11 protein-coding genes are annotated in these 13,651 nt (G+C 67.5%); 7 read left to right on the forward strand and 4 right to left on the reverse strand.

What is annotated here, in order from left to right; genetic code table 11:
- Window positions 1-77 precede the first annotated feature (77 nt).
- A complete protein-coding gene (locus GobsT_RS14310; RefSeq protein WP_010039701.1) occupies window positions 78-2,027 on the forward strand; it encodes a matrixin family metalloprotease in 1,950 nt (649 codons plus the stop codon).
- A gap of 114 nt (window positions 2,028-2,141) precedes the next feature.
- Here the strand turns inward: GobsT_RS14310 and GobsT_RS14315 are convergent, their stop codons facing one another.
- On the reverse strand, window positions 2,142-2,345 hold the full coding sequence (locus GobsT_RS14315) for a hypothetical protein (RefSeq protein ID WP_010039704.1): 204 nt from the start codon (window positions 2,343-2,345) through the stop codon (window positions 2,142-2,144).
- A gap of 3 nt (window positions 2,346-2,348) precedes the next feature.
- Complete coding sequence (locus tag GobsT_RS14320) at window positions 2,349-2,972, reverse strand: 5-formyltetrahydrofolate cyclo-ligase (RefSeq protein WP_010039706.1); 624 nt, start codon at window positions 2,970-2,972, stop codon at window positions 2,349-2,351.
- Window positions 2,973-3,087: 115 nt separating this feature from the next.
- Here GobsT_RS14320 and GobsT_RS14325 point away from each other — a divergent pair, with 115 nt between their 5' ends.
- The 5 genes from GobsT_RS14325 (at window position 3,088) to GobsT_RS39635 (ending at window position 11,146) form a co-directional block, all read left to right on the forward strand.
- Window positions 3,088-3,444 (forward strand): hypothetical protein, encoded by a 357-nt coding sequence (locus GobsT_RS14325; RefSeq protein ID WP_010039708.1) that lies wholly within the window; start codon window positions 3,088-3,090, stop codon window positions 3,442-3,444.
- A 244-nt stretch (window positions 3,445-3,688) separates the two neighbouring features.
- Window positions 3,689-6,547 carry a S9 family peptidase gene (locus GobsT_RS14330; protein WP_010039710.1) on the forward strand — a complete coding sequence of 953 codons (2,859 nt, stop codon included), beginning with the start codon at window positions 3,689-3,691 and terminating at the stop codon, window positions 6,545-6,547.
- 281 nt (window positions 6,548-6,828) lie between these two features.
- On the forward strand, window positions 6,829-9,570 hold the full coding sequence (locus GobsT_RS14335; protein ID WP_010039712.1) for a M14 family metallopeptidase: 2,742 nt from the start codon (window positions 6,829-6,831) through the stop codon (window positions 9,568-9,570).
- 195 nt (window positions 9,571-9,765) lie between these two features.
- Entirely contained in the window at window positions 9,766-10,701 is a 936-nt protein-coding gene (locus tag GobsT_RS14340; RefSeq protein WP_109571092.1) for a transposase, read from the forward strand.
- Between the two features lie 151 nt (window positions 10,702-10,852).
- Window positions 10,853-11,146, forward strand: a complete 294-nt coding sequence (locus tag GobsT_RS39635; protein WP_261341491.1) for a transposase — start codon at window positions 10,853-10,855, stop codon at window positions 11,144-11,146.
- 137 nt (window positions 11,147-11,283) lie between these two features.
- Here the strand turns inward: GobsT_RS39635 and GobsT_RS14350 are convergent, their stop codons facing one another.
- Window positions 11,284-12,102, reverse strand: coding sequence for a dihydroorotate dehydrogenase electron transfer subunit (locus GobsT_RS14350; protein WP_010039714.1), 819 nt, complete (start codon window positions 12,100-12,102; stop codon window positions 11,284-11,286).
- Window positions 12,103-12,194: 92 nt separating this feature from the next.
- Window positions 12,195-13,010: a pseudouridine synthase gene (locus GobsT_RS14355; protein WP_010039720.1), complete on the reverse strand. Its 816-nt coding sequence runs from the start codon at window positions 13,008-13,010 to the stop codon at window positions 12,195-12,197.
- Window positions 13,011-13,129: 119 nt separating this feature from the next.
- Here GobsT_RS14355 and GobsT_RS14360 point away from each other — a divergent pair, with 119 nt between their 5' ends.
- A complete protein-coding gene (locus tag GobsT_RS14360; RefSeq protein WP_010039722.1) occupies window positions 13,130-13,618 on the forward strand; it encodes a hypothetical protein in 489 nt (162 codons plus the stop codon).
- Window positions 13,619-13,651 lie beyond the last annotated feature (33 nt).

The raw sequence follows: 13,651 nt of genomic DNA on the forward strand, positions 1-13,651 counted from the left end.
CGCCGCCTTTCTCCGGTACACCGCAGTTGGTTCGGCGGTGTACCGCCCCCTCGTCCGCCGCACGTAGCGAGCACGCGATGACCCCGGCACCGAAGATCGGCTCTTCGTTCGAATACCTCGAAGACCGCGCCCTCCCGTCTACGTTCGGCGTTCCCTGGGCCGATCCCGAGCACCTGACGCTCAGCTTCGTTAATGACGGCACCCAGACCCCGCTCGGGGCCAGTTCGCTGGCGCAACTTCTCGGTTCGAGCGGCACGAGTGCGGAGTGGAAGCGCGAGATCCTTCGCGCCTTCCAGACCTGGGCGGTGAACGCGAACATCAACATCGGGCTCGTGTCCGACGGCGGCCAGGCGCTCGGCGCGGTCGGCGCGGTGCAGGGCGACACGCGGTTCGGGGACATCCGGATCGCCGCCGCCGGGCTGTCCCCGGACGTGCTCGCGAGTGCGGCCCCGTTCAGCTTCACCGGCTCCACCCTCAGCGGGGACGTGGTGCTGAACGCGAACGTGCCGTTCGGTTCGGTGTACGACCTCTACTCGGTGCTCCTGCACGAAGCGGGGCACGTGTTCGGGCTCGACCACGAGCACGACGGACACGCCTCGGCGATCCACGCCGGGTACGAGTACCAGACCGGGCTGAGCGCCGAAGACATTGAGCACCTGCAAGAACTGTACGGCACCCGCACCCCGGACGCGTTCGAAGGCACCGGCGGGAACAATACCGCCGCCCGCGCCAGCGCGATCCCGCGCAACTCGGTCACCCAGTTACTCGCCACCGCCGACATCAGCAGCCCGTCGGACGTGGACTACTACAAGTTCACCGCGCCGGCGCTGACATCCTGGCTGAGCAACGTGACCGTGCGGCTCAAGGCCGCCGGGCTGAGCCTGTTGACCGCGAAGGTCACGGTGTACGACGCCGCCGGGCGCGCGGTCGCGAGCGGGGCCAGCACCGACCCGCTGAGCAATGACATCACGCTGACGTTCAACCCCGGGCTGCTGGGCGGGAACTACACGATCAAGGTAGAGGGCGCGAGCGGGGACGTGTTCGACGTCGGCGGGTACAAGCTCGCGGTAGACTTCCTGTCGATCGGCGGAGCGCTCTCGCCGATCACCACGGCCCTCACGGGTGTGCTCGACGGCCACACCGACGACGTACTCGCGAGCGCCCGAGTGCTCCAAGCCAACACGGGGGCGGACGCCCGGTTCGACGCCGTCTACCGCGGCGTGATCGAGGACCGGTTCGATGTGGACACGTACAAGGTGCGCACGCGCGGTTTCGCTCCTGGCGATGCGGTGACGCTGAACGTGCTGGTATGGGCGCTGGACGCCAACGGCGTCGACCCGCGGGTGCGGGTGTTCGATGCCGCCGGGAGCGCGGTGGCGTTTCAGGTGCTGTCGAACGACCGCGGGCTGTTCAGTGTGCAGGTGCTGAACGCGGTCGCGGGGCAGGACTACTACATTCAGGTTTCGGCGCGGGAAGGGGCTGCGAAGACGACCGGCGGGTACTTCATCGCGGCCGACTTCAACCAGCTCTCGCCGCTCGTGTTCGATGCCGTCGCGAGCGGGACCACCGCCCCGGGTGCCGCGACCGCGGGCGAAACGCTCCAGCTCGATGAAGCCGGTGTGTTCCAATTCGCGCTCGGTGCCCAGGCCGGCGCCGCCGGCGATGCCGTCACGATGACCGTTTACGACGAGGACGGCAACGTGGTGTTCGTGCTGACAGCGCGGGTCGGGCAACCGCCGGTGACCGCGACGAAGTACCTCACGGCCGGGAAGTACACGGTTCGGTACGCGGGCGCCACGACCAATAAAGGAGCGGTCGGTTATGGGCTGTTCATGACGCAACTGAGCCAGGGCGTTGGGCCGTACGCAACGAGTACCTCGGCGCCGGCGACAAGCACCGCGCCGAGCCGCCCGACCACACCGAGCAGTTCGAGTTCGGGAACGAGCACGTCCGCGTCCCCATCCCCGTCGTACACCTATACCAGTTCCTCGCCCGGCCAGTCGGCGGGTTACTATTACACGTACTGACGCGGCTTCCCGAACCGCGCCTGGCGCTGACGCGATACAGTCACGCTGAATCCACTCGGTCTGTATCAGACTGTTCGTGTAAGTACGGTGTAAACGCCGCTGTCGTGTGAAGACTCACGAGCCAGACGACGCTCGCCCCGAAGGGGAGGGCGGTTCCGGCGGGAGCGCCTTCCGGTGGTCCTCACGCAGCTCGTCGCGTGTCGCCGGTACGAGGCACCCGCGGAACCACACGATCGTGCCCCAGCCGAGCAGCCAAATGAGAATGAGCCGGAGCAGCACGGATTGCCAGAACTGAGACGCCTGGGCGCGGTCCGACATGGTTCACGCCGCGCTGCGGCCCTTCCCGGTGATCGTGCGGGCTTCGGTCAGCACCAGGTCCATGAACACGTCGTGGGACGCGACCGGAATCTCTTCGAAGACTTGGCAGTCGAACCCGATCGCCACGAGCGGGGCGTCCGGGCGGGCGCGCGCGAGCAGCCGGTCGTAGTAGCCCTTACCCTGACCCATTCGCCCGCCGCGCACGTCGAACGCGGTGCCCGGAACCATCACCAGGTCGAGTTCCTCCGGCTGCACCTTCTTCGCCGGGAGGTTCCGAAGTTCCTCTTTCGGTTCCAGAATCTTGTATGCCCCTTCGACCAGTTCGCTCATGTCTTCGAGCAGGAACAGTTCGAGTTCGTTCGTCTCGACCACGCACCACGGGACGACGACCCGCTTGCCGTGGGTGAGGGCGTCGGGCAGCGCGTGGCGGGTGCGCACCTCACTTCCGGCGTCCACGTACCACATCACCGTTTTTGCGGATTCGTAAGCCGGGAGCGCGACGAACTTCGCGCAGATGTCGCGGCTGATCGGGTCCTTGTTCTTCTGCGCGACGCGGTTCTTGCGCGCCAGCTCGCGGATGAACTGCTTAATCGTCTGCGCGTCGGTCGGTTGCGTCTTGTCGTCCATCGGCGCCGCTCCGTTCGGGTTCCAGGAAATGTACCGCCTGGGCTACGGACATCCGTAGTGGACATCTGTTCGGATAAAATTCCTTACTAAACCCAACTGGAATCGGAGGTGCTATGTGGTCAAAAAACATGCGCCCGACGCGCACAAGCCATACGCGATCGTGACCGTTGTTCTCCCCGGTCCGGATCGCAAGCGGGCGCCGGCCCCGTACCTGTTCCGTGTGACGTACCGCAACCCGGACCCGAACGAGCCCGGGTGCCTGATGACGTGGGTGGTCTCTGGCGGGCGCGAGGAGTACCAGATCGCTGCCGAGCGCACCGCCGACGGTTACCTGAACTGGCACTGCACCTGTCCCGATGCGGTGTACCACGGCGAGTACCGCCACGCGTACTGCTGCAAGCACGTTCATGGACTTCAGGCGTTGTTTGAAACAATCGGAAACCCAGTCCGGTCCGAACGGGGCGTGGCGTAACTACTGCCGACTTCAATCAAGGGCTCTTGTACTCGGGCCGGATGGTTGTGTTTGTGGCGCGAGACAGACATCAATAACCGGAGTGCGAACGAATGCCGCGCGGGGCCGCGGCACGAAATAATGAGAGACCGATGTGAAGGCGGTGTTTCTCGCGACCGAACGTCCGCCGGTGGGTACAACAATGCCACCGCGGCCCGCACCTCTCCCCGAGCCGTTCCCACCACCAAATTCAAGGAACCGGACCATGCGAGGAACCTGCCATTTCCTCCGCCGTTCGGCTGCGTGCGCCGGGCTGATCGCACTCGCCGGGTTGCTGCACGCCGGGGCTGCCGACACGCCGGCGCCAGAGCCCGTACCTGCCCCGCGGCTGGCGGGGGCACCCGCGCCGGCGGAACTGACGCCGCTGAGCCGCGAAGCGTACCTGCTGCCGCCGAAAGAGATTGCCGACGCGGTGCTCGCGTCCCGGGGCGAAATCGTGGCGCTCACGAACCTGAGCCCCGACGGGCGCAAGTTCCTGGTCGCCAAGCGCGACCCGCTGCCGCCGGTCGAGCGCCTCGGGTGCCCGTGCGTTCACCTCGCGGAAATGGCGTTCGACCCGGTCGCGTGCCGCTCCCGCGACCTGTGGGTCAACAGCGCGGAGTCGTTCGAACTGTTTTTCCCGGCCGAGAACCGCACGGTGCCCGTGAGGGCACCAACCGGTGCCCGGGTGGGGAGCCCGGCGTGGTCCCCGGACGGTTCCAAGCTCGCGTTCCTGGCGCTGTTCTCCGACGCTACCCACATCTGCGTGGCCGATACCGAGACCGGCGCGTGCCGCCAGATCACCAAGACGCCCGTTCTTGCGACGCTCGTGACCACGCTCCAGTGGGCGTACGACGGGACGCGGCTCCAGACGGTGCTGCTGCCCGAGGGGGGCAAGCGCCCCGTACCGAAGCCGGGCGTGGCGGAGAGCCCCAAGGTGCGCGTCGCGCGCGACGGCAAGGACCCGTCCCGGACCTACCGCTATCTGCTCGAATCCCCGTACCAGATGCAGCTTCTGGAACACTTGCTCACCGGGCAGGTGGCGCTCGTGGGTGTCGCGGACGGGGCGGTCACGAACGTCGGCGAGCCGGCGATGGTGCGGAGCGTCAGCGCCGCGCCGGGCGAGGAGGCGTTTCGCGTTTCGACGGTGAAAAAGCCGTTCTCGTACTACGCCCCGTTCCAGCGGTTCGGCTCGCAGGAGGTCGTGTGGGACGGGCGCGGTAAGTCGCTCGTGACGCTATCCGATCGGAACCTGCGCGAAGGCGAGCCCCAGCCGGCAGCGCCCCCGCCGACGGCCCCGACCGCCCCGAAAGGCGGGCTCACGAAGGGCGCCGGCGGGAAGGGTGGGGTGCCCGTGCCCGATCCGACTCAACCTCCCGCTCCCAACCCGACTCAGCCGGTGCCGACGAACCCCATGAACCCGGACGACCCCGCGCCGGTGGCGCCCGAGCCGTTCGATCCGGACGCCAAGCGTGACCTGAACTGGCGCCCGGACGGGAAAGGGATGTCGTTCCTGCAACTGGAGCCGACTGCAAAGGACGAGAAGAAGGACGGAAAGAAGGAAGAGCCCAAAAAGGATGTGAAGAAGGAAGAGGCCAAGAAGGACGACACGAAAACGGTTCGCAAGGACCGCGTGATGCAGTGGCTGCCGCCGTTCGGTAAGGACGACGCGAAGGTGGTGTACGAGTCGCCGAACCGCATCACCGGGGCGCAGTACTCGGCTGACGGCAAGTGGCTGTTCGTGTCGCAGACGGTCGATTCGGCGAGGCAAATCACGGCGGTCGATCTGGCCGACTCGAAGAAGAGTTACGTGATTTCGCGCGGCGGAACCGGTTTCGGTGGGCCGAAAAAGGGGGACACGCCGCCCAAGAAGAACGAGACGGCCGGGGACGAACAGCCGCCGGGGTTCCGCGGCGGTGCGACGTTCGGCGTGGGGCTGCTGTCGCAACCGGTCGCCGGGGTCAGCGTCGTGCGCGTGTCGAGCGCCGGCGAGGTGTACCTGTCCGGGACGGAGCGCGGGCGCGGCGCCGGGGAGGCGACCCAGCCGCGGCCGTACATCGACGCGATCAACATCACGACCGGCAAGAAGACGCGGGTGTTCGAGAGCAAGTCCGACCTGCCCGAAACGATCGACGCGGTGGACGGGAACGACGTCGCCCGCGTGTACACCACGCGGCAGAACACGAAGGTCGTTCCCAACTGCTTCATGACCGAACTGGCGACCGGCACGGTCACGAAGTTGACCAACAACGTGGACCGCGCGCCGTGGTTCCACGAACTGAAGACCGAGCGGTTCCGCGTGACGCGGGTGGACGGGTTCAAGTTCTGGGTCAAGGTGACGCTCCCGCCGAAGGCGGAAGGGAAGCTCCCCGCGCTGTTCTGGATCTACCCGCGCGAGTACACGGATCAAGCGGACTACGACCAGAAGGCCGGCCGCGGTGGCGCTGCGGCCGCCGGTCCGGGGCGGTTCACCGGCCCGACCCCGCGCCACGTCGCGATTCTGACGCTGGCCGGGTACGCCGTCGTGGAGCCCGACGTGCCGATCGTGGGGCCGGCCGGGAAGATGAACGACAACTACGTCTCGGACCTGCGGAACGGCCTCTGGGCCGCCATCGACGAGTGCGACCGGCGCGGGATCATCGACCGCGACCGGCTCGCGTGCGGGGGGCACAGTTACGGGGCGTTCAGCACGGCGAACGCGCTGGCGCACACGCCGTTCTTCAAGGCCGGCATCGCGGGCGACGGGTGCTACAACCGCACGCTCACCAGCATGACGTTCCAGAGCGAGCGGCGGCAACTGTGGGACGCCCGCGAGACATACCTGGAGATGTCCCCGCTGCTCCGCGCCAACCAGATCAACGGCGCGCTGCTGATGTACCACGGGATGGAGGACGCGAACGTGGGCACGCACCCGATGAACTCGGAGGGACTGTTCGCCGCCCTCGACGGGCTGGGCAAGCCGGCCGCGTTGTACATGTACCCTTACGAGGGGCACGGGCCGATCAGCCGCGAAACCAACCTCGACCTCTGGGCGCGGTGGATCGCGTGGCTCGACACGTACGTCAAGAACCCGAAGAAGAAGTAAAGGAGCAGAAGGACTCACCAACGAGGCACAACGTAAACACAAAGGCGCACGAAGAGAAGTGGCACCTTCTTGTCGGGAACGGCAGTAACGCGAAGCCGCGGATGCGGGGCGTTAACGAGCATTCTGTACTCGAAACGTGGCACCTGATTCCCGTTTTCTTCGTGTTCCTTTGTGTTGACTGTTCTCCCGCACGCGGGGCTTCTTCGTGGTGAGTGCTCTGTATTCTGTCCACCGGTCACTCGCAACCCCTGCCATCACTTCGCACACCGCCGAGACTCCTTATGCGTCGAATCGTCGCTCTCGCACTCGTGCTGAGCGGGACGGTGTTCCTGTCCCCGCACGAGGCGCTGCGGTCCGCCGAACCGAAGCCGGCGCCGAAGGTCACCACCCCGAAGGCGCACTTCGGTTTCAACCTGGGTGACGACTACTGTCTGGCCAACTACGAGCAGTACGCCGCGTACCTCGCGAAGCTCGAAAAAGAGTCCGACCGCATCAAGGTGGTGGAGATCGGCAAGACGGCCGAGAAGCGCCCGCAACTGATGGCGGTGGTCACCGCACCGGCGAACCACAAGCTGCTCGCGCGCTACCAGGCCGTCGCGAAACAACTCGCGAACGCCGATGGGGTCACGCCCGAAGCCGCGAAGCGGCTCGCGGCCGAAGGCAAGGCGGTGGTGTGGATCGACGGCGGTCTGCACGCGAGCGAGACCCTGTGCGCGCAGGCGCTGGCCGAAACGATCTACCAGTTCGTGAGCGCGACCGACGCCGAATCGCTCCGCATCCTCGACGACGTCATCATCCTGTTCGTCCACGCGAACCCGGACGGGCACGACCTCGTCGCGGACTGGTACATGCGCGAGAAGGAGCCCAAGAAGCGCTCGCTGGGCGGGCTCCCGCGGCTGTACCAGAAGTACATCGGCCACGACAACAACCGCGACTTCTACGCCAACACGCAGGCCGAGACGCGGAACATGAACCGCGTCATGTACCGCGAGTGGTTGCCGCAAATCGTGTATAACCACCACCAGACCGGCCCGCCCGGAACGGTGCTGTTTTGCCCGCCGTTCCGCGACCCGTTCAACTACAACTTCGACCCGCTCGTCGTCAGCGGGATCGACGCCGTCGGCGCAGCGATGATGCAGCGGTTCCTCGCGGAGGACAAGCCCGGCGCCACCACGCGGTCCGGCGCCCGCTACTCCACGTGGTTCAACGGCGGCCTCCGCACCACCGCGTACTTCCACAACATGATCGGGCTGCTCACGGAGACGATCGGCAGCCCCACGCCGTCGCGCATCCCCTTCAACCCGGCGCTCCAGCTCCCCCGGGCCGACCTGCTCGCCCCCGTCGCGCCGCAAGAGTGGCACTTCCGGCAGTCGGTCGACTACTCGGTGACCGCGAACCGGGCGGTACTCGACTACGCCTCCCGGCACCGCGAGCAGCTCCTGTACAACATCTGGCTGATGGGCAAGAACGCGATCGACCGCGGCGGCAAGGACAGTTGGACGGTGACGCCGAAGGTGGTGACGGCGGCGAAGGGCGGCCGCGGCGCGGACGCGTTCCAGAAGTTCTTCCGTGACCCCGCGAAGCGCGACGCCCGCGCGTACATCCTGCCGTCCGACCAGCCGGACTTCCTCACCGCGACCAAGTTCGTGAACACGCTCATCGGTACCGGCGTGACGGTCCACCGCGCGACCGACGGGTTCACCGTCGGCGGGAAGAAGTACCGGGCCGGTTCCTACGTTGTGAAATCGGCCCAGGCGTTCCGCGCGCACGTGCTCGACATGTTCGAGCCGCAGGACCACCCGGACGATTTCGCGTACCCGGGCGCGCCGCCGACCCCGCCCTACGACGCCGCCGGGTACACGCTGGCGTTCCAGATGGGCGTTCAGTTCGACCGCGCTCTGGACGCGGTGAGCGGGCCGTTCGAGGAACTGAAGGGCGAAGTGCCTCCGCCCCCGGGACAGGTGCTCGACGCGGACGGGGCGGTCGGGTTCTTCCTGCACCCGCGGACCAACGACGCGTTCCGCGCGGTGAACCAGTTGCTCGCCGCGGGGGAGGAGGTGCGGCGGCTCACGAAGCCGGCCGCGGTCGGCGGCGCGAAGCACCCGGCCGGCATGTTCTTCGTAACTAAGAAAGCGGGCACGCAGAAGCGACTGGAAACGATCGCGACGGCACTGGGAACCCGGTTCGTGGGCAGTCCGGAGGCCCCCGGGCGCGAGGCCGCGGCCCTCAAACCGGCGCGGATCGCGCTGGTGGACCGCTACGGCGGGTCGATGCCGTCCGGGTGGACCCGGTGGCTGTTCGAGCAGTTCGAGTACCCGTTTACCGTGGTCTACCCGCCGGACCTGGATCGCGGCAAACTGCGCGAGCAGTTCGACGTGATTGTGCTCGTGGACGGCATGGGCGGGTCACGCGGCGGTGGCGGCGGGGGCGGGGACCAGCCGCCGGAATCGAACGTGGTGGACGAACTGGGACTGCCCGCCGAGTTCCGCGGCCGTCGCGGCAGCATCACCGCGACCAAGACGGTGCCCGAACTGAAGAAGTTCGTTGCCGCCGGGGGTACGCTCCTCACGATCGGTAGCTCGACCGCGTTGGCCGGTCAACTCGGCGTGAAGGTCGAGAACCACTTGGTCGAGAAGGGCGCCGACGGTAAGGAGAAGCCGCTCGGGCGCGACAAGTTCTACGTCCCGCCGTCCGTGCTGCGGATGAAGGTCGATCCGGCGCACCCGCTCGCGTGGGGCATGGGAGATGAGACCGACGTGATGTTCGCGAACAGCCCGACGTTCCGCGCCCCGGCGAACGGGTCGGGGGTGGAGCGCGTGGGATGGTTCGCGGGCAAGACGCCCCTGCGGAGCGGCTGGGCGTTCGGGCAGGAGCACCTCGACGGCGGGGTTGCAGTGCTGGACGCCGCCGTCGGTAAGGGGCGGGTCGTGGCGTATGGTTCACAGGTGTTGTACCGGGCGCAGCCTCACGCCACGTTCAAGCTGGTGTTCAACGCGATTTGCCGCGCCGGTGCGGGTGACTGAGGTTGTGCGAATGTGTCCGGTGTATGTGGTCCGCGAGCGGTTGCATTGCGGTCAGTGCCGAGATTCGTAACCGCTCGCGGATACCCGGCGCACCGCTCGCGGAAAGGCTGTGATTTTCCCGGCGTCTGGTTAATCTATTGGCTCTATAATTGTCGCAGTGTTGATTCCAGGGGTGCGGGCTGTTGGGACCTTGTGATGGACGCGTTGCCGCGACTGCGAACCCTGGACCGGGCGGCGACGGTGGCGTCGCTAACGATTGACGAGTTGGTTTCGGCGGACGACCCGGTGCGGGTGATCTGGAGCGACGTGACGACGCTGAACCTGGATCGGTTCGTAGCCACGATCCGCGCGGTGGAAGGGCGCCCCGGGCGGAATGCGACGGACCCACGGCTGCTGGTGGCCCTGTGGATGTTCGCCACGGTCGAGGGGGTCGGGTCGGCCCGCCGGTTGGCCCGGTTGTGCGTGCGGGATGTGGGGTTCCGTTGGTTGTGCGGGGGTGTCACGGTCAACTACCACCTGCTGTCCAACTTCCGCACCCACGCGGGAACCGAATTGGAGGCCCTGTTCCACGAGCACGTGGCGATCCGGATGCACGCCGAGTTGGTGCACCTGAAGCGGGTGGCCCAGGACGGGATGCGGGTGCGGGCCCACGCCGGCGCCGGCTCGTTCCACCGGCTCGAATCGTTGGAGCAATGTCCGCGCGAGGTGGCCGAGCCGCTGCGGTTGCTCCAGGACCAACCGGACCAGCCCAAGGGGACCGCCGCGTGCCGCTCCCGGGCGGCCCGGGAGCGGCACGCGCGGGAGAAGCTCGAGCGGCTGAAGGTGGCCCAACAGGACGCGGCCGAGTTGGCGCGCGCGGGCGGCGCGGCTCCGACGGAACCCACCGGCGGCGGCGAAAGCGGCCGCCGACCCGGTACGGTCCGCGCCCCGGGCGTCGTCCACCGACCCCGCGTGCCGTCGCATGAAGATGCCCGATGGCGGGTACCGGCCGGCGTACAACGTGCCGGCGATGACCACCACCGCCGAGAAGATCATCGTGGCGGTAGACGTGACCAATCAAGGAACCGATGGTGGGCTGCTGGGGCCGATGCTGGACCGGGTCGAAGCGACCTACGGGCGGAAGCCGGGTGAGGCGCTGGTGGACGGCGGGTTCGCGAGCGGGGCCGATGTGGAGCGGGCGGCGCGGAGCGGGGTCACCGTGTTCATGCCCCCGAAAGGGGCCCGAGCGGACCGGTTGGCGGGCCGGGACCCATGCGCCCCGAAGCGGAGGGACGGACCCGGGATGAAGGCCCTGCGGGTGCGCATGGGGACCCCGGACGGTCAGGCCATTTACAAGGAGCGGGCGCCGGCCGCCGAGTGGGTGAACGCCGGCATGCGTAACCGCGGGTTGTACCAGTTCCGTGTCCGCGGGTTGGTCGCGGTGCGAGCCGTGGTGGTGCTCCACGCGCTCGTGCACAACTTGTTCCAGACCATCCGGCGGTGCGCCCACAAGCACCCGCAGCGACCATGGACGGATACCCTGCGCGAGGCCGCACGAAAAGCAAGCGAACACAATCGCGAGCCACAAGGCGTGTGACCCGCGGGGCGGCGAGGGCGCAAGGGAGGGGACGCCGGGGGCAAAAAATCACACCCTCGGAGCGAGCGGACCGCGCTCAAAACCGAGACGCGCGGCGCGAACTTGAAACGACTGGACTTGAGCGGCGCGGGTTTACGTCACTCCCAGACCAGCTTCGCGGCGTCGAAGCACGGGCCGTCAACGCACACGCGCTTGTAGTCGTCGCCGTCGGGCGTTTTCACCTTCGCCACGCAACTGAAGCAGACCCCGATCCCGCACGCCATCGGGGTTTCCAGCGACACCTGACACGGCACGTTCCACCGCGCCGCCAGTTTGGCGAGGGCGTGAAGCATCGGCTCGGGGCCGCACCCGACCAGCGGGCCGGTCGGGCCGTGTGATTCGAGCAACTGGGTGACGAAGCCTTTCGTCCCGACGCTGCCGTCGTCCGAGGCGAGGTGCACCTCGACGCCCGCGGCCCGGAAATCTTCGACCCCGGCCGCCAGTTCGGCACTCCGAACGCCGTAGTAAAGGGCGACCTGTTTGGCCCGCGGCCGTGGCGCATCGCCCCCGAACCCCCGGGCGCCGAGCAGCTCGCGCGCGAACGCGAGAAACGGCGTCTGTCCGATCCCGCCCGCCACCAGGGTCACTCGGTCGGCCGGCCCCGTGTCGAGGAACGGCTTGCCGAGCGGCCCCCACACCTGAAGGGGCTCGCCCGCGTTCACCTCCACGAGCCGCCCCGTCATCTTGCCGACGACGAGGTAAACGACATCGATCGCGACCGGTTGGCCGTTTTCGAGGACGGTATCGTAGAGCGCGAACGGGCGCCCCAGGAGCGGGTCGCTGGTGCCGGGCAGCCGGAGCATCACGAACTGCCCGGGGCGAATCGCCGCCGCGATCTCCGGGGCGCGGAGCCGCACGCGGTAGGTGCGCGCGGCGAGTTTGGTGTGTTCGAGAACCGGCGCTGTTAGGTGAAACATCAGAGAACCGGGGATGGCCGCAAAGGAGCACAAAACGCACAGGAGGGGCCGCCGACAACACCGGCGATGGCCCGCCGCGCCGCCGGCGCGGCTCACGCGCCGTCGGTTTTCCGGGGCCTCTTGGGCGCGTCTTGTGATGTTTTGCGGCCACCGTCCGCCGCTTTCAACCGCGCCGCGGTGATCTTTTGCCGCGCCCGTGTAACGAACGCCTTGAGCGCCTTCAGCTCTTCATCGCTGATCCGCCGCGCTTTGCCCTTGGGGAGCTTGTCCAGCTTCACCGGCCCGATCGCCACCCGCTTTAGTCGCATGACCTTGTGACCGAACTTCGCCAGCATGCGCCGGATCTCGCGGTTCTTCCCTTCCGTGAGCACCACGCGGACCCAGGTGCCGTTGCCTTGCGCCTTGATCCGCTTGGCGCTCTTCGCCCGCACCTTGCCGTCGCTCAGCCACACCCCGTCCATGAGCTTCTGGAGGTCATCATCGGTCGGGCGGCCGGCGACCAGAACGAAGTACATTTTGGGGACCCCGTACCGCGGGTGGGTCAGCCCCTGCGCGAGGTCGCCGTCGTTGGTCATCAGGAGCAGGCCGTCGCTCCCCTCGTCGAGGCGGCCGACGGTGTACACCCGCTGCTCCACGTGCGGGAGCAGGTCCACGGCACGCGGCCGGCCCGCGGGGTCGTGGTTCGTGCAGAGGTGACCGACCGGCTTGTTGACCGCCCAGTACACCAGTTTTTCGGCCCGCACGGGCTGGTCGTCGACCGCGATCTGGTGGGCCGACGGGTCGATCTTCAGGCCCAGTTCGGTCACCTTCACGCCGTTCACTTTGACTCGCCCGGCGGAGATGAGCTTGTCGCAGTGCCGGCGCGACCCGACACCCGCGTGCGCCAGATATTTGTTGAGACGTTCCATAACTCAGCATTGTACCACACGCGCCCGGGAGAAAGTAGCGGTGGCCCGCCGGTACGGGGCCGGTTACAGTGGCGCCAGTTCGTTACCGCCTCATTTCGATACTTTTGGAGCGCCGAACCGTGAGCGTGCTGAAACTCAAGTGCCCGGAGTGTCGCGCCGGTTTGAAGTCGGGTTCGGGGTTTAAGGCCGGGCAGACCGTGTGCTGCCCCAAGTGCGAAACGTACTTCGTGGTCGAGGACCCGGACGAGGGCGACGAGCCGGCCAAGCCCCGGGCCGCGGTGAAGGCCGTGAGGGCGGCCGTCGCTGACGAAGACGACGAGGAAGAGGACGAGCGGCCCCGGAAGAAAAAGAAGAAGCGCCGCGCGGCGGACGACGAAGGGTCTTACAAGAACTCCCCGCTGCGGTTCGTCATCCTCGGCGTTCTTGTCGTTATCATGCTGGTCCTGGCGTTCTTCCTCTACAAGAAGAAGCAGAGCGAGGCGGCCGAAGGCGGGATGGCTCCCGAAGACATTCCGCCGGTCGATGTGCAGCCGGTTCCGGGCGGGAAAATGGCCCCAAAGTTGACTCCGCCGGCCGTCAACGTCGTGCCGCCCGGCGCACCGAAGTGACCGACCGATCCGAGGCTGTCAGGCGCGCCGAGT

The organism is Gemmata obscuriglobus, from assembly GCF_008065095.1.
Taxonomy (GTDB): domain Bacteria; phylum Planctomycetota; class Planctomycetia; order Gemmatales; family Gemmataceae; genus Gemmata; species Gemmata obscuriglobus.